Consider the following 16,021-nt stretch of genomic DNA (forward strand, 5'->3'; position numbering starts at 1 on the left):
GTGTTGTGTGTAATGGTACCATTGAACAAGACTCTTGCGCTGACCCACCAATCCGTTGGACGGCGTGACTATCGTGACAAAAATGCTCATACCCCGGCAGTAGGATACCTGACGAGGCCGAATCCGCTCGGACAAAACACTACTCTTTTGACCCTCCTTCCGGTAGACCTCTGTATAATGGGCCGACGAAAGAAAATCGTCCAAGAATGTGAGAAACTGATGGACAAGCCGGAGCAGATCCGGAACATCGCCATCGCAGCTCACGTCGACCACGGGAAGACGACCCTTTCGGACAACCTCCTCGCGGGCGCAGGCATGATCTCTGACGAGACTGCCGGCCAGCAGCTCGCGATGGACACGAAAGAGGACGAACAGGAACGCGGTATCACCATCGACGCGGCAAACGTCTCGATGACTCACGAGTACGATGATGAGAACCACCTCATCAACCTCATCGACACGCCGGGCCACGTCGACTTCGGTGGCGACGTGACACGCGCGATGCGCGCCGTCGACGGTGCGCTCGTCGTCGTCGACGCCGTCGAGGGTGCCATGCCGCAGACCGAGACGGTGCTGCGTCAGGCACTCCGCGAGGGTGTCAAGCCGGCCCTGTTCATCAACAAGGTCGACCGCCTCATCAACGAGCTGCAGGAAGGTCCCGAGGAGATGCAGCAGCGTCTCGTCGACGTCATCTCCGACGTCAACGAACTCATCCGGGGCATGACCAAAGAGAAGGACTACGATTGGACGGTCTCCGTCGAAGACGGTACCGTCGCCTTCGGGTCCGCTCTCTACAAGTGGGGTGTCTCGATGCCGTCGATGGAAGAGACGGGTATCTCCTTCGGCGACATCATCGACCTCGAACGTGGTGGCGACCGTCAGGAACTCCACGAGCGTACGCCGCTTTCGGACGTCGTGCTCGACATGGTTGCGGAGCACTTCCCCAACCCGCTCGACGCCCAGCCCCGTCGTATCCCGACGGTCTGGCGTGGTGACTCCGACTCCGACCTCGCGCGCCAGATGCGCGAAGTCGACGACGAAGGCGAAGTCGTCTTCATGGCGACGGACATCTCGATGGACCCCCACGCGGGCGAAATCGCGACGGGTCGTCTCTTCTCCGGTACCATCCGCAAGGGTCAGGAGCTCTACGTCTCCGGTACCGCGGGCAAGAACCGCGTCCAGTCCGTCGGTGTCTTCATGGGTGGCGAGCGCGAGGAACTCGACCGCGGCGTCCCCGCAGGGAACATCGCGGCCGTCACGGGTCTCCGTGACGCAATCGCTGGTTCCACCGTCTCCTCGGTCGAGATGACGCCGTTCGAGTCCATCGAACACATCTCCGAGCCTGTCATCACGAAGTCCGTGGAGGCAGAGCGCATGGACGACCTGCCGAAGCTCATCGAGACGCTCCAGCAGGTCGCCAAGGAAGACCCGACCATCCGCATCGAGATTAACGAGGACACTGGCGAGCACCTGATCTCCGGTCAGGGTGAACTCCACCTCGAAGTCATCACGCAGCGTATCCGCGACAACCAGGGCATCCCGGTCCGCACCGGTGAGCCGATTGTCGTCTACCGCGAGCAGGTCCAGGGCTCCTCCCACGAGGTCGAGGGTGTCTCCCCGAACCGCCACAACAAGTTCTACATCACGGCGGAACCCCTCTCGCAGGACATCGTCGACTCCATCAAGCTCGGCGAAATCTCGATGGACATGCCCGAACTGGAGCGCCGTGAGGCACTGCAGGAAGCCGGCATGGACAAGGACACGTCCCAGAACGTCGAACACATCCACGGGACGAACATCCTCATCGACGACACGAAGGGTATCCAGCACCTCAACGAGACGATGGAACTCGTCATCGAGGGCCTCGAAGAGGCACTCGACGACGGTCCGCTCGCCGCGGAACCCGTCCAGGGTACGCTCCTCCGTCTCCACGACGCGAAGCTCCACGAGGACACCATCCACCGCGGTCCCGCACAGGTCATCCCTGCGACGCGTGACGCGGTCCACCGCTCGCTCATCGCGGGTCAGGTGAAGCTCCTCGAACCCATCCAGAACGTCCGCATCGACGTTCCGTCCGACTACATGGGCTCGGCCTCCGGCGAGATTCAGGGTCGCCGTGGTCGCGTCGACGACATGTACCAGGAAGGTGACCTCATGGTCATCGAGGGTATCGCACCCGTCGAAGAGATGATTGGCTTCTCGTCTGACGTCCGCTCCGCGACGGAAGGCCGCGCCTCCTGGAACACGGAGAACGCCGGCTTCCGCGTGCTCTCGGACAACCTCCAGCGCGAGAAGATTATGGAGATTCGCGAGCGCAAGGGCATGAAGCTCGAGCTCTCGCAGGCTATCGACTACATCTAAAAGCGCACGACTGCGCTTTCTTTTGCGTACTGCCCCAGCAGCGACGGCGCTGCACTCGTCGGCCCCCTTCCGGGCACGCTCGCCAGCGCTGTTCGACTTGGTTCCAGTACAGTCGTGTCTCGCCGATGTAGAACCGTGTGAAATGCCACCACGGTAGCGACATCGGCAAACCGTGACGGCTACGAAGGCTTATACCTCGTGGCCGAATCACGGACACATATGCGTACGGGCACGTACCCCGACTCCTGGCGCGTCGACGCGAAACCACGACTGAGCCTCGCGTCGCCGACAACACTGTCGGGGCGGCCCATGGAGGTGGGACGATGAGTACACAGGACGTCGAATCCGAGAGCGACGCCGAAACCGACGGGAGCGGGGAGCTTCCCCAGCCGCACACGATTCGGCTCGAACTCGTCGACGAGCCCGGGCAACTCCTTTCGGCACTCCAGCCCATCGCCGAAAACGGCGGCAACTTGCTGTCCATCTTCCACGAACGCGGCAACCTGACGCCGCGGGGGCACATCCCGGTCGAAGTCGACCTCGAATGCCCGCCGGACCGGTTCGATACCATCGTCGACGCGCTCCGTGACGCTGGCATCAACGTCATCCGCGCCGGTGCGGAGCACTTCGGCGAGACGGTGTCGCTTATCCTCGTCGGCGACCTCGTGGACACGGACCTCTCTCATACGCTCCACAGCATCGAAGACGGTGCGGAAGCGACCGTGACAGACGTGTCGCTGTCTGCGCCCTCCGGGACGCAGGAGCCGTCCAGCGCTCGCCTCCGACTCGCGACGCGGTCCGGGAAGACCGACGAGGCGCTTACGGTCGTTCGCGACATCGCGGCCGAGAAGGACTTACACGTCGTCGAACCGCTCACGGAGGGGTCGGCGTGAGCCTCAAACTCGCTATCCTCGGTGCGGGCGCAGTCGGTGGGTCCGTTCTCGACCTCGCGGGCGACTACGGCCACGAGGTCGTCGCCTTCGCGGACTCGTCGTCGTCGGTCTCCGACCCGGCAGGTCTCGACGCCGAATCCGTACACACGCGGAAAGAACGCGATGGTGTCGTCGGCGACGACGACCCCCACGCCGTGTTCGACACCGAATACGACGTGCTAATCGAGGCTACGCCGACGACGCTCGGTGACGCGGAGCCTGGGTTCTCGCACGTCGAGCGCGCGCTCGCGGACGACCGACACGTCGTCTTGGCGAACAAAGGGCCGGTCGCAGAACGCTACGGCGACCTTCGCGCGCTCGAAGCAGAGAGCGAGGGAACCGTCCAGTTCGAAGCCGCCGTCGGCGGGGCGATTCCGGTCCTCTCGACCATCTCCGACCTCGGTCCGAGCCACGTCACTGCCGCGCGCGGTGTCCTCAACGGGACGGCCAACTTCATCCTCTCGCGGATGGCCGCCGAGGGACTCGACTACGAACACGTCCTCGCGGAAGCACAGGACCTCGGTGTCGCCGAGACCGACCCCTCGTTCGACGTCGATGGCATCGACGCCGCACTGAAGTTCGTCATCCTCGCTAACGTCTTGAGCGACGGTGACGCGGAGTACCGACTCGACGACGCCGACGTCGAGGGTATCCGAAACGTTCCGGGGTCGGCGCTCGACCTTGCCGCCGAAGATGGTCGGACGGTTCGACTTATCGGCGAGGCAACCTCGTCCGGCGTGCGCGTGGCACCGCGCTTGGTGCCGCAAGGCTCCGCGCTTTCGGTCACTGGCACGCAGAACATCGTTCAGTTGGAGACGACCCACGCCGGCCAGTTGAACATCAGCGGCCGCGGCGCGGGCGGTCCAGAGACGGCAACCGCCGTTTTGTCGGACGTTTCACGTCTGGAGTAACCGCGTCTCTGGCCTTCACGGACCATCTTATCGCCGTTCGACCGGTGAGCTATTCGCCCCGCGAACCACTGTGGTATGGTTCCGCAAATCGCAGTACGCCGGTTAGACGGCCCGTAGAGCGTATCGAAATCGTTTTAGGGGTTTCAGCGAAAACACTCCCCACAGAGCGCCTTAGCGCGTGAATATATCAATGAGCGACAAACCCCACCAGAACCTGGCCATCATTGGCCACGTCGACCACGGTAAGAGTACGCTCGTCGGCCGACTCCTGTTCGAGACCGGTTCCGTCCCGGAACACGTCATCGAGCAGCACCGCGAAGAGGCCGAGGAGAAGGGCAAGGGCGGATTCGAATTCGCCTACGTCATGGACAACCTCGCAGAAGAGCGCGAGCGCGGTGTCACCATCGACATCGCCCACCAGGAATTCGACACGGACGAATACTACTTCACCATCGTCGACTGTCCTGGCCACCGCGACTTCGTCAAGAACATGATCACCGGTGCCTCGCAGGCTGACAACGCGGTTCTCGTCGTCGCTGCTGACGACGGTGTCGCACCTCAGACCCGCGAGCACGTCTTCCTCGCCCGCACCCTCGGTATCGGCGAACTCATCATCGCGGTCAACAAGATGGACGTCGTCGACTACAGCGAAGACACCTACAACGAGGTCAAGGAGCAGGTCAACAAGCTCCTCAAGCAGGTCCGCTTCAACTCCGACGACGCGACCTACGTGCCGATCTCGGCCTTCGAGGGCGACAACATCGCCGACCGCTCCGACAACACGTCGTGGTACGACGGCGACATCCTCCTCGAAGCACTCAACGCCCTGCCGGCACCGCAGCCGCCGACGGACGCGCCGCTGCGCCTGCCCATCCAGGACGTCTACACCATCTCCGGCATCGGTACCGTCCCTGTCGGACGTATCGAGACGGGAACCCTCAACCCCGGCGACAACGTGAGCTTCCAGCCCTCTGACGTCGGCGGCGAGGTCAAGACCGTCGAGATGCACCACGAGGAAGTCGACAGCGCGGGCCCCGGCGACAACGTCGGATTCAACGTCCGTGGCGTCGGCAAGGACGACATCCGCCGCGGCGACGTCTGTGGCCCGGCTGACGACCCGCCGAAGGTCGCCGAGACCTTCCAGGCTCAGGTCGTCGTCATGCAGCACCCCTCGGTCATCACGGCTGGTTACACGCCGGTCTTCCACGCCCACACGGCGCAGGTCGCGTGTACCATCGAGTCCATCGACCAGAAGCTCGACCCCGCGTCGGGTGAGGTCGCTGAGGAGAACCCGGACTTCATCAAGTCCGGCGACGCCGCTATCGTGACCGTCCGTCCGCAGAAGCCGCTCAGCATCGAGCCGTCCTCCGAGATTCCGGAACTCGGCAGCTTCGCTGTCCGTGACATGGGTCAGACCATCGCGGCCGGCAAGGTGCTCGAGGTCAACGAGCGGTAACGATGCAACAGGCACGCGTTCGGCTCGCCGGCACGAGTCCGGAAGACCTCGACGACATCTGCGACGACGTCCGCGAGATCGCGAACAAGACGGGCGTCAACCTCAGCGGGCCGATCCCGCTGCCGACGAAGACGCTCGAAGTCCCCGCCCGCAAATCGCCTGACGGCGAGGGGACTGCGACGTGGGAACACTGGGAAATGCGCGTTCACAAGCGTCTCATCGATCTCGACGCTGACGAACGTGCGCTGCGCCAACTGATGCGCGTCCAGGTTCCGAACGACGTCAGCATCGAGATCGTCCTCGAAGACTGAACACGGTCTGTCCATTCGGACACACCATCCGTGACGTGACGGCTCGCCCGTCACATTCGCGGCTGTCGAGGCGCGCGTCCGGAGGACTCTGCCTCCGAGCTGGTTCACAGCGCTAAGGCGCGTGTCACCGCACTTCCGTTTCGACACGTCGACACCACAGACGAGAGCGTGGCGTCGGTGCGTCGCCCGAAGTGAGTGACCGTACTCGTCGGAAGCCGCACGACCGAATCGCCCGACGGAACGGCATGCAATCGCACGCCTGACCGGGAAACAGAGGGTATAAGTGTATCCCACGACTCCGTGGGAGTGAGGGCTCGTAGATCAGTGGCAGATCGCTTCCTTCGCAAGGAAGAGGCCCGGGGTTCAAATCCCCGCGAGTCCATTTCCTTTCGTTCACTACGTTCACTGCAGTCAATGGACTCGCTTGCCCCCGCTCGCACTGCTCGCGGGGACCCCGCGAGTCCAGCAGTGGGTCCGTAGCCTAGCACGTTGAGTCGTGAGTCTGGACGGAGTCCGTTCTCCACTGCGTACTCGTTCTCTTACGACCGAACCGCCAACCACGTCTCACCCCGAACGGATGCTCATTATGCCAGTCACCATTCCGAACAGCAGCATTCCCCACGCCAACACGGTGATGGGAACTGAAAACTGAAGCAGTGACGAGACGGTGAACGCCGACACACCTCCGATTATGGCCCCGAGCGTTCGGTTCTTGGACTCGGTCCCCGAAACCATCAGTTTCGGTTCGATTAATCCGACACCGATAGTGAACACGTAGACGAGGAAGATGGCCGGGTAGACCATGAAGTACGCATGGCTGAAATAGTGGTACGTCGCCACAACGATACTGAACGCGACGGGGAGTGCAATCAAATAGCGGAGGGACCTGCGCATATCTTCTGAGAACCGACCACCGGACAAAAATCCTAGTTACTTGACGGGTTCTCTGTTGTACAGTCGCCCGGAGACCGAGTCCCCTCGGTACAGAACGGTCACCAAATCGATAGACAACAGACGCATAAATCTGAACGAAACCATACATTTGATTTATATTAGACACTAGATAATCACAATTGTCCTAAACGAACCGGGGTAGAGGGGAATCACTATAGGGACGAACTCACTACAGCAGGTAGTATGGCCGGCACGATTCGGGTCTTACACGTCGACGACGACCCCGACTTCACGGAACTCACTGCGACGTTTCTCGAACGCGAGAACGCCCGACTGAGCGTGACATCGGCCACCGACACGCGCGAGGGGATGCGCCGACTGGACGAGTCCGATATCGACTGCATCGTCAGCGACTACGATATGCCCGGCCAGACCGGCATCGACTTCCTCGACTCAGTTCGCGAGGAGTACACAGAACTGCCGTTTATCTTGTTCACCGGGAAGGGGTCCGAGGAGGTCGCTGCCGACGCGATTTCGGCCGGTGCGACCGACTACATACAGAAGGAACTCGGAACCGGCCAGTACACCGTACTCGCAAATCGAATCACGAACAGCGTCGAACAGCATCGAGCGCGCCGCCGCTCCGAGCGGGCCAACCGCCGTCGTCGCCAGACGCTCACTCGAATCACAGACGGATTCGTAGAGATGGACGCCGACCTCACGGTCACGGACGTCAACGAGCAGACGGTGGAACTGACGGGGTTGTCACGCGAGACGCTTCTCGGGATGAACTACCGAGCGGATATCGCTGAAGCGGACGACAACCCGTCTATCGAGGGATACGAGCAGGTCATCGAGACTGGCGAACCGCAGACGGTCGAAGCGCTCTCGGATATCAACGAGGGGCGGTGGATCGAAGAGCGCATTTTCCCCACCGAGGACCGCGACGGCGTCTACGTCTACTTTCAGGACATCACCGAGCGCAAGGAGCGCGAACGGAAACTCCAGACGCAAACGAGACGGCTACAGGGCGTTCTCGACAGTGTACAAGCCGCGCTTTGGATGCGAGACACCGAGAATCGGTTCATCCTCGCGAACCAGAACTATCGGGACCTGTTCGACATCGACAGCGAAATCGACCTCGCTGGCGTCGACGTCGCGGAGTTGTTCGACCAAGAGACAGTCGACCGGCTCAGAGAGACTGACCAGCGCGTGCTGTCTCGCGGTGAGCCAATCAAGGTCGAAGAGGAGGTCGAAACGGCGTACGGGATGCGTGCCTACCTCGCGCGAATCACGCCACTCTTCGACGACGACGGAGAGGTGTTTGCGACGGCCGGGGCCGCAGTCGATATCACCGAGCGAAGAGAACGCGAACGGACGTTGACGGCGCTGCACACCGCGGCACAGAAAATCGAGCAGTCCGAAGACGAACAGACCGTCTACAAGACGCTCGTCGAGACCGCCGAGAATGTCCTGCAGTTCGACCTCGTTGCGGTCGACATCGAACGAGACGGCTACCTCGTACAGGAGTTCTGGCGGTACAACTCCGAGGGTGCAGGCTGCTTGGAGAAAACGTCGCTCGAGTCGGACGATACGTTCGCCGCGCGAGCGTACAACCGACAGGAGACGATTACCGTCGACGACCTTCGGGAGGTAGACACCAAGACTGCGGACGACGACTACCGGTCGGCGCTGACCGTCCCAATCGGAAGGTTCGGAACGCTTCAGGCCGCCTCCAGTGAGGTCGGTGCGTTCGACGAGTACGACCGGGAGTTCGCCGAACTGCTGGTCGAACACGCGCGGGTAAAACTCGACCAGTTGGCGATGGCGTCGGACCGCCGTACGTGAGTGCGGTATTCGGTACTGTGGTCGGCTGTCAGAGCGCCTTCACAGGAGGACCATCCGTTTCACTTCCACCGAATCCTTCACTTTCACTCCACCCTTGGCGGACCCTCTTTAGTCCGCCGCGCAACCGGGGTGGTATGGAAACAGGTCACGGCACCCCCTCGTCGGACCCGACCGAGGTCTTCCGAGACGTGGTCTCGACCCTCCGGGAGACACGCTGCGGTGTCCACCAACACCGCATGGCGCAGGCGCTCCTCACGAAAGACGCCTCGGGGTCCCGGTTGGTCGCCCTCGTCGACGACACCGAGCGAGCGGTGTTTTTCAATCCCGCGTCACGAACGCTCGAATCGGTCCCGTTCGACCGCGAGGGCACACACGAAGACGACGCCGAGGTGCTCTCGCGTTCGTTGGGCGACCCTGCCGCGTGGGTAGAGACACACGCGGCGCGACTCGAATGGATTCACCCGCACTTTCGGTGGGCGTGCGGATTCGATGGGGGAGAATAGGGGAGCGTAGGGAAGAGAAGAGTAGCGTAGTGTAGCGTAGGAGTAGCGTAGTGTAGCGTAGGAGTAGCGTAGTGTAGCGTAGGAATAGCGTAGGAATAGCCTAGCGACTGCTCACCCTGCAAGCCAGCGGTATCCGTCTCGGAGAAGCGAGACAGCGCCGACGAGCGTCAGTACCCCCGCACCGAGTACAACGCTCTCGTGGACGCCCGGAAGCGATGGCAGTGGAGTGTGTCGTCCCGCAACGAGGAGCACGACGGCGACGAGCCAGCAGACGTAGAGCCCGACCGCGACTCGCCAAACGGTCTCGCGCATCTGTCGTATTCCACGGGGGTGTTCGACCGTGAAGAATTATACGGTCCCACGCCGCACACACCACCAGACCAATGAACGACGAAGAACTCGACGAACTTCGGTCGTCACTCACACCGCACGAATCGAGCGGTGGCGTCACTACCTACCGGAACACGGTCGCTATCGCGTGTCCGGCCTGTGAGAAACCGTTCGACGACCTCGTCGTCTGTGAGGACGACTACAACAGCCTCGAACTGAGTATGATGCTCGACCTCTGTGTGACCCAGCACGACGGCGACGTGCTGCTTTTCACGCACAAACAGTAGGTTTTCACTCACAAGTAGTAGGTTTTCACGCAGAACAGCACGCTTTCACGCAGAACAGGACGCCGACGCGCGGTCGCGCTCGGCGCGCGTCGGTCGGTGCTTACTCCTTCGGCGGCAGACCGTTTTCGTCGATAACGTCGCCATCTTCGTCGACGGTGACGATACCGCGGTTGTTGACGGCGTAGGGGTCGAGACCGACCTCTTCGAGGAACTGCTTGTAGAGACGCTCTGCGGTCTCGGCGTCTTTCTGGCGGTCCGAAGCGCGGTCACAGAGTTCCACGAGGTCCTCGGGAACGTCGTTTTCGTGGACGATCCAGTGATTGATGAGGTCCGACAGCCGGCGGATGGGCGAAGTGAAGTGCCCGTAGATGTCGAAGTTGAGCGCGTAGTGGCCGCCGAAGGGGTCGTTCATGTACTTCGCACGAGGCATGACCTTCAGCACGGCGCGCTGAATCTTGTTGAGCGTGCGGGAGTTCGCGCTTTCGAGGGCGTCGTTGACGGCCTTCCGTGGTTCGTCCCACGAGGTGGACTGGATGCTCACGCCGTTGAGTTCGGTAATCTCGCGGAGCGCCTTGTCCCACTGGTCGGGGGTCGGCTGCGGGTGGACGCGGTACATCGCCTCGACGCCGCGGTTCCACATCAGTTCGTGCGTGACGGCCTTGTTGGCCTTCAGCATGCACTCTTCGATGATGGTGTGCGCGCGGTCGCGGCTCGGATTGAGGACGAGCGACCCGTCTTCCTTCCGCTGTTCGTGCAGTTGGTCCGCGAGGTCGAACACGAGCGAGTTCTCCTCGTGAAGCGGGAGTTCTGGGTCGTCGAGGCGGTTCTCACACTGCGTGTAGGTGAGTCGTTCGTCGGAGTGGATGACGGACTTGTAGATGTCGATAGATTCGAACGAGAGGGTGTCCTTCTTGATTTCCATCTCGACTGTGTGCGCCAGTCGGTCCTCGTTGGGGACGAGCGAACACACAGTCTCGGCGAGGACTGGCGGAAGCATGTGGATAGTGTACGCGGGCATGTAGACGGTGTTGCCGCGCTTGACGGCCTCGGCCCACATCTCCGATTCGGGGTGGACGTAGTGGGTCACGTCGGCGATGTGGACCCACAGCGTGTACGTCTCCTCGTTCTCGCGGATGCTCAGGGCGTCGTCGAAGTCCTGGGCGTCGATAGGGTCTGTCGTCCACGTCGTCAGGTCCCGAAGGTCCTGCCGGTGTTCTAGTTCCTCTTCGATCTCTTCGTCGACGCCTTCGGTCCGCGCGCGCGCCTCGGAGAGAACTTCAGGGGGGAACGCATCTCGAATCTCGAACTCCTCGAACAACTCCTCGCGCTTGTTCTGGAGGTGTCGCGCGAGTTCGGCGTCGATTTCGACCGGTCCTTGCCCTTCGGCGGTACCGGCGTACGCCTGCGAGTCGTCTGACATGGCACCGTCTAAACGGGGCAGGGAGAAATGCGTGTCGGGCGCGATGGGGCGGCGGCGTCTCGACACCGCCGGGGGTTCGGCGGCGCAGCCGACTACCGTTCGCGCTCTTCGGCGGATTCGTACTGGGCTTTGACGGCGTCGTAGTACCGATACAGGAACTCCTCGTTGGAGACGCCGTGTTCTTCGATATCGACGAGCAGTGCTTCGAGACCAGCGCGTGGCTGGTGACAGAGGTTCCGGTAACAGGATTTACAGAGGTGTTCGAACCGTTTACCGTGTCGTTCCCAACGGTTCCCCTCTTTGTCGTACTCGCGCGCCGCCGACCGAAGGACCGAATCGCCGCACGCGATGCATACGACAGTCTTCCGGTCCCGGCTGCTCCGGGAGCGCCACATACTCGTTTGGTGGAGACACCGCTACTTATCAGTTGTTCCGCCCCGTCTGACGAGCGTGTGACGAAGCGCGTGTCGCCGGCGGTCGAAGTGCGCTCGACAGTCGAATGACGACGCGTGTGCGCTCGCCGGTCGGACCGCGCGCCGTACTGGACGCGGAGCGGTCGATTTATCGGCACCCAGCGTCCACCACCGGATATGAAAGTCAAGTCTCGCCACCATCTCCGAAGCGACGAAATCTCCGAACTGCGGGAGTCTATCGAAGCCAACCTCGGCGTCGACGTCGACGGCGACGCATTCGAGGGTGTCGAACTGGCCGACTCCGACTACGACATCGTCCTCGTCGACGGCGAACCGATGGTCGTCTACATCGACGACGAACCGTTCTTGACCGTCACGGGCGCAAACGAGTTCCAGCCGACGAAGCACGTCGTCACCGTCGACGCCGGTGCCGTCTCGTTCGTCTCCAGCGGCGCAGACGTGATGCGCCCCGGTATCACTGAAGCCGACGAATCCATCTCCGCGGGCGACCTCGTCGCCATCGCCGAAGAGACCCACGGGAAGGTCCTCGCTATCGGCCGCGCGCTCGAAGACGGGGACGACCTCGTCGGCGACTCCGGAAAGGTCGTCGAGTCCATCCACCACGTCGGCGACGACCTGTTCGAATTCAGCGTCTGAGGCCGTCTTCGCGGTCCGGTACCCACTCACCGGTCGTCAAAACCAGCTGACTGCACTGGATAGTGGGATTATTCGGACAGTTTTCGCGGGACGAACTCTCGGAATATGGACATACGTCTGACGTAAGAACTAACCTCGTCGTCCCGGTGTACATCCTATGGGCATCATGAGCAAAATTCTCGGTGGCGGGGACTCCCGTTCGACCGAGGACTACGTCGAACTCGACCTCGACGACTTCGACACCGCCCGCGGCGAGGCCGACATTTCGGTCCACATCGCGGAGATCGGTAGCCAGCAGGACGTCATCGCCATCAAAGACGCCGTCTACGACGGCGACCTCGTCATCGCCGACATCACCCGGCACACGACCTCGGACAACACGATGGAACACATCATCGACGACCTCCGACAGGTCGCCGACGAAGTCGACGGTGACATCGTCCAGAAGGGCGACGACCAACTCATCATCACGCCGACTGGCGTGAAAATCGCGCGAAGCAAACTCAACAGTCCGTAACTCGGTTTTCTGCGGGCGACTCCCGCATTCTCGTCTCCATTCGTGTCCACTGTTCGTCGAGCCGTCAGCCTCGACACCCGGTGATTGTAGTGCCCGAACAGCGTGGGATTCGCGTCCTGAAATCCCGCCCGAGACGCCGCCGTAAGTTGCGGCTCAGATGACTCGAACCGATGCCTATTCGGTCCCCACGTCCGTAGGAATCTTCGAATGAGCAAGGACTACATCGAGGTTCGTGGTGCCGAAGAGCACAACCTCAAGGACCTCGACGTCCGCATCCCCCGCGAGACGTTCACCGTCGTCACCGGCCTGTCGGGGTCGGGCAAATCCTCCCTCGCGTTCGACACCGTCTACGCCGAGGGACAACGCCGCTACATCGAGTCGCTGTCGGCGTACGCCCGCAACTTCCTCGGCCAGATGGACAAGCCGAAAGTCGAGGCCGTCGAGGGACTGTCGCCCGCTATCTCTATCGACCAGAAGAACGGGGCGAACAACCCCCGCTCGACCGTCGGGACCGTCACCGAACTGCACGACTACCTTCGTCTCCTCTACGCCCGGGTCGGTACGCAGTACGACCCCATTACGGGCGAGGAAGTCGGCGAGCAGTCCGCACAGGACATGGTCGAACAGATTCTCGAACTCCCCGAGGGGACCCGCGCGAAGGTCGCCGCACCGGTCGTCCGCGACCAGAAAGGCGAGTTCAAAGACCTCTTTTCGGACCTCGTCAGCGAGGGGTACGCCCGCGTCGAAGTCGACGGCGAGGAGTTCGACCTCTCGTTCGAGACGCCCGAACTCGACAAGAACTACGACCACACCATCGACGTCATCGTCGACCGCGTGAAGGTCGCACCCGAGTCGCGCTCGCGCATCGCCGACTCCGTCGAGACGGCGCTCGACGAGGCCGACGGCGTCCTGAAACTCATCGTCCCCGACCCGCCGGAGAACCCGCCCTTCGCGTCGAACACGCGTTCGACCGGGTCGCTCGCGGGCGAAGAAGACGACCGACTCGTCGTGGAGTTCTCCGAGGAACTCGGCAATCCGAACTCGTCGTTCCGCTTTTCCGAAATCGAGACGCGGTCGTTCTCGTTCAACAGCCCACACGGCGCGTGTCCCGAGTGTGAGGGTCTCGGCAAGGCCAAGGAGGTCGACCCAGACCTCGTCGTCACCGACCCGTCGAAACCTCTCAAGCACGTCTTCGAGCCGTGGAGCTACAACCGGACGTACTACCAGCGCCAACTCGACAACGTCGCCGACCACTTCGGCGTCAGCGTTGACACCCCGTTCGAGGACCTCGACGACGAGATTCAGGACGCCTTCCTCTTCGGGACCTCCGAGGACGTGGTGTTCGAGTGGACGACGAAAAACGGAACGCGACACAAGGAACACCCCTTCGAGGGCGTCGTCGGCAACCTCGAACGGCGACACGTCGAGACCGATTCCGACCGCACGCGCGACCACATCGAGGAGTACATGGCCGTCACGACTTGCCCCGAGTGCAACGGGTCGCGCCTCAAAGAGCAGTCGCGGCACGTCCGCGTCGGCGGCACGACGCTCCCCGAGGTCAACCGCCTGAGCATCGCCGACGCCCTGGAGCACTTCGAAGGTCTCGAAACCGACCTCTCAGAGCGCGAGCGCACCATCGCACAGGAGATTCTCAAGGAGATTCGCGCCCGCCTTGGCTTCATGACGGAAGTCGGTCTCGACTACCTCACGCTGGACCGCGAGGCCGCGACCCTCTCGGGCGGCGAGTCACAGCGCATTCGTCTCGCGACACAGGTCGGGTCCGGCCTAGTTGGCGTCCTCTACGTCCTCGACGAGCCATCGATTGGCCTGCACCAGCGCGACAACGACAAACTCCTGAACACGCTCGAAGGTCTCCGCGACCTCGGAAACACGCTCATCGTCGTCGAACACGACGAGGAGACGATGCGCCGGGCCGACGAGATTATCGACATGGGTCCCGGTCCGGGCAAGCGCGGCGGCCAAATCGTCGCACAGGGCGACTTCGACGACATCGTCGCTGCCGACAACTCCATCACCGCCGACTACCTCGCCGGCCGTAAGGACATCGACGTCCCCGAGACGCGGCGCGAGGGTGACGGCGAACTCGTGGTTCGCGGCGCGCGCCAGCACAACCTGAAGGACCTCGACGTGCCCATCCCACTTGGCACGTTCACGGCCATCACCGGCGTCTCCGGGTCCGGCAAGTCCACCGTGATGCACGAGATTCTCTACAAGGGACTCGCCCGGACGATGAACGACAACACCTCCGTCGACCCCGGGGAACACGACGCCATCGAGGGCTACGACGAAATCGAGACGGTGCGTCTCATCGACCAGTCGCCCATCGGGCGCACCCCGCGGTCGAACCCCGCGACCTACACCGGCGTCTTCGACTACGTGCGCGAACTGTTCGCCGAGACGAAACTCGCCAAGCAGCGCGGCTACGAGAAGGGCCGGTTCTCCTTCAACGTCAAAGGCGGGCGCTGTGAGGCCTGTAAGGGACAGGGCAACGTCAAAATCGAGATGAACTTCCTCTCGGACGTGTACGTGCCTTGCGAGGAGTGTCACGGCAAGCGCTACAACGCCGAGACGCTCGACGTGACGTACAAGGACAAGACCATCGCCGAAGTCCTCCAGATGGAAGTCGACGAGGCCCTGGAGTTCTTCGAGGCGAACTCGCAGATTCGCCGCCGACTCCAACTCCTCCACGATGTCGGTCTCGGCTACATGCAACTCGGTCAGCCCTCGACGACGCTCTCGGGCGGCGAGGCCCAGCGCGTCAAACTCGCGGAGGAACTCGGTAAGAAACAGACCGGCGACACGCTCTACCTGCTGGACGAACCGACGACGGGGCTTCACAAGGAAGACGAGCGAAAACTCATCGACGTGCTCCAGCGCCTCGTGGACAACGGAAACACCGTCCTCGTGGTCGAACACGAACTCGACCTCGTGAAGAACGCCGACCACATCATCGACCTCGGCCCCGAGGGCGGCGAACACGGCGGCACCATCGTCGCCAGCGGGACGCCCGAGGAAGTCGCCAAAAACCCCGACTCCCACACGGGTCGGTACCTCCGCGATTACCTCCCGGACGTGGACAAAGAGGGGCCGCGTTCGGACCGCCGCAAACCGGCGAAAGTTCCGAACGACGACTAAGCACACGACTCTCTTTCGGCTCGGA

15 protein-coding genes and 1 tRNA gene are annotated in these 16,021 nt (G+C 62.4%); 12 read left to right on the top strand and 4 right to left on the bottom strand.

Annotation, left to right across the window (positions count from 1 at the left end; translation table 11 throughout):
- The first annotated feature begins 177 nt into the window (after window positions 1–177).
- From KU306_RS06515 to KU306_RS06540, 6 genes are all read left to right on the top strand, one after another.
- Window positions 178–2,361, top strand: a complete 2,184-nt coding sequence (locus KU306_RS06515; protein WP_007544528.1) for an elongation factor EF-2 — start codon at window positions 178–180, stop codon at window positions 2,359–2,361.
- A 323-nt stretch (window positions 2,362–2,684) separates the two neighbouring features.
- Window positions 2,685–3,254, top strand: coding sequence for a hypothetical protein (locus KU306_RS06520; protein WP_007544531.1), 570 nt, complete (start codon window positions 2,685–2,687; stop codon window positions 3,252–3,254).
- A complete protein-coding gene (locus tag KU306_RS06525) occupies window positions 3,251–4,204 on the top strand; it encodes a homoserine dehydrogenase (RefSeq protein ID WP_258303218.1) in 954 nt (317 codons plus the stop codon). The genes KU306_RS06520 and KU306_RS06525 overlap by 4 nt, the downstream gene beginning before the upstream one ends.
- A gap of 190 nt (window positions 4,205–4,394) precedes the next feature.
- Window positions 4,395–5,660, top strand: a complete 1,266-nt coding sequence (gene tuf, locus KU306_RS06530; protein ID WP_007544533.1) for a translation elongation factor EF-1 subunit alpha — start codon at window positions 4,395–4,397, stop codon at window positions 5,658–5,660.
- 2 nt (window positions 5,661–5,662) lie between these two features.
- On the top strand, window positions 5,663–5,971 hold the full coding sequence (gene rpsJ, locus KU306_RS06535; protein WP_004044563.1) for a 30S ribosomal protein S10: 309 nt from the start codon (window positions 5,663–5,665) through the stop codon (window positions 5,969–5,971).
- A gap of 310 nt (window positions 5,972–6,281) precedes the next feature.
- Window positions 6,282–6,353 (top strand) — tRNA-Ala (locus tag KU306_RS06540).
- 182 nt (window positions 6,354–6,535) lie between these two features.
- Here the strand turns inward: KU306_RS06540 and KU306_RS06545 are convergent.
- Window positions 6,536–6,865 carry a DUF8153 family protein gene (locus KU306_RS06545; RefSeq protein WP_258303219.1) on the bottom strand — a complete coding sequence of 110 codons (330 nt, stop codon included), beginning with the start codon at window positions 6,863–6,865 and terminating at the stop codon, window positions 6,536–6,538.
- A 243-nt stretch (window positions 6,866–7,108) separates the two neighbouring features.
- Between KU306_RS06545 and KU306_RS06550 the strand changes: the two genes are divergently transcribed.
- Both KU306_RS06550 and KU306_RS06555 read left to right on the top strand, forming a co-directional pair.
- Complete coding sequence (locus KU306_RS06550; RefSeq protein WP_258303220.1) at window positions 7,109–8,713, top strand: PAS domain-containing protein; 1,605 nt, start codon at window positions 7,109–7,111, stop codon at window positions 8,711–8,713.
- Between the two features lie 134 nt (window positions 8,714–8,847).
- Window positions 8,848–9,216, top strand: coding sequence for a hypothetical protein (locus tag KU306_RS06555; protein ID WP_007544541.1), 369 nt, complete (start codon window positions 8,848–8,850; stop codon window positions 9,214–9,216).
- Window positions 9,217–9,327: 111 nt separating this feature from the next.
- Here the strand turns inward: KU306_RS06555 and KU306_RS06560 are convergent, their stop codons facing one another.
- Window positions 9,328–9,528, bottom strand: a complete 201-nt coding sequence (locus KU306_RS06560) for a hypothetical protein (protein ID WP_007544543.1) — start codon at window positions 9,526–9,528, stop codon at window positions 9,328–9,330.
- 71 nt (window positions 9,529–9,599) lie between these two features.
- On the opposite strand from KU306_RS06560, the gene KU306_RS06565 reads away from it, so the two are divergent.
- The gene (locus tag KU306_RS06565) at window positions 9,600–9,833 is read left to right on the top strand and encodes a DUF7385 family protein (RefSeq protein ID WP_007544545.1); all 234 of its coding nucleotides are present in this window, start codon (window positions 9,600–9,602) and stop codon (window positions 9,831–9,833) included.
- A gap of 100 nt (window positions 9,834–9,933) precedes the next feature.
- Here the strand turns inward: KU306_RS06565 and KU306_RS06570 are convergent, their stop codons facing one another.
- Window positions 9,934–11,253 (bottom strand): ribonuclease catalytic domain-containing protein, encoded by a 1,320-nt coding sequence (locus KU306_RS06570; RefSeq protein ID WP_258303221.1) that lies wholly within the window; start codon window positions 11,251–11,253, stop codon window positions 9,934–9,936.
- A 92-nt stretch (window positions 11,254–11,345) separates the two neighbouring features.
- Entirely contained in the window at window positions 11,346–11,648 is a 303-nt protein-coding gene (locus tag KU306_RS06575) for a DUF7562 family protein (RefSeq protein WP_007544549.1), read from the bottom strand.
- 195 nt (window positions 11,649–11,843) lie between these two features.
- Here KU306_RS06575 and KU306_RS06580 point away from each other — a divergent pair, with 195 nt between their 5' ends.
- From KU306_RS06580 to uvrA, 3 genes are all read left to right on the top strand, one after another.
- A complete protein-coding gene (locus tag KU306_RS06580; protein WP_007544551.1) occupies window positions 11,844–12,323 on the top strand; it encodes an RNA-binding protein in 480 nt (159 codons plus the stop codon).
- Window positions 12,324–12,480: 157 nt separating this feature from the next.
- Window positions 12,481–12,840: a cell division protein SepF gene (locus KU306_RS06585; RefSeq protein ID WP_007544553.1), complete on the top strand. Its 360-nt coding sequence runs from the start codon at window positions 12,481–12,483 to the stop codon at window positions 12,838–12,840.
- Window positions 12,841–13,047: 207 nt separating this feature from the next.
- Window positions 13,048–15,996 (top strand): excinuclease ABC subunit UvrA, encoded by a 2,949-nt coding sequence (gene uvrA / locus KU306_RS06590; protein WP_258303222.1) that lies wholly within the window; start codon window positions 13,048–13,050, stop codon window positions 15,994–15,996.
- The last annotated feature ends 25 nt before the right edge of the window (window positions 15,997–16,021 follow it).

Origin of the sequence: Haloferax larsenii (assembly GCF_024730625.1) — an archaeon.
Classification (GTDB): domain Archaea; phylum Halobacteriota; class Halobacteria; order Halobacteriales; family Haloferacaceae; genus Haloferax; species Haloferax larsenii.

Coding starts and splice junctions, on each gene's coding strand:
- KU306_RS06515 (WP_007544528.1), top strand. CDS start 178: ATGGGCCGACGAAAGAAAATCGTCCAAGAATGTGAGAAACTGATGGAC.
- KU306_RS06520 (WP_007544531.1), top strand. CDS start 2,685: ATGAGTACACAGGACGTCGAATCCGAGAGCGACGCCGAAACCGACGGG.
- tuf (WP_007544533.1), top strand. CDS start 4,395: ATGAGCGACAAACCCCACCAGAACCTGGCCATCATTGGCCACGTCGAC.
- rpsJ (WP_004044563.1), top strand. CDS start 5,663: ATGCAACAGGCACGCGTTCGGCTCGCCGGCACGAGTCCGGAAGACCTC.
- KU306_RS06545 (WP_258303219.1), bottom strand. CDS start 6,865: ATGCGCAGGTCCCTCCGCTATTTGATTGCACTCCCCGTCGCGTTCAGT.
- KU306_RS06550 (WP_258303220.1), top strand. CDS start 7,109: ATGGCCGGCACGATTCGGGTCTTACACGTCGACGACGACCCCGACTTC.
- KU306_RS06555 (WP_007544541.1), top strand. CDS start 8,848: ATGGAAACAGGTCACGGCACCCCCTCGTCGGACCCGACCGAGGTCTTC.
- KU306_RS06560 (WP_007544543.1), bottom strand. CDS start 9,528: ATGCGCGAGACCGTTTGGCGAGTCGCGGTCGGGCTCTACGTCTGCTGG.
- KU306_RS06565 (WP_007544545.1), top strand. CDS start 9,600: ATGAACGACGAAGAACTCGACGAACTTCGGTCGTCACTCACACCGCAC.
- KU306_RS06570 (WP_258303221.1), bottom strand. CDS start 11,253: ATGTCAGACGACTCGCAGGCGTACGCCGGTACCGCCGAAGGGCAAGGA.
- KU306_RS06575 (WP_007544549.1), bottom strand. CDS start 11,648: ATGTGGCGCTCCCGGAGCAGCCGGGACCGGAAGACTGTCGTATGCATC.
- KU306_RS06580 (WP_007544551.1), top strand. CDS start 11,844: ATGAAAGTCAAGTCTCGCCACCATCTCCGAAGCGACGAAATCTCCGAA.
- KU306_RS06585 (WP_007544553.1), top strand. CDS start 12,481: ATGGGCATCATGAGCAAAATTCTCGGTGGCGGGGACTCCCGTTCGACC.
- uvrA (WP_258303222.1), top strand. CDS start 13,048: ATGAGCAAGGACTACATCGAGGTTCGTGGTGCCGAAGAGCACAACCTC.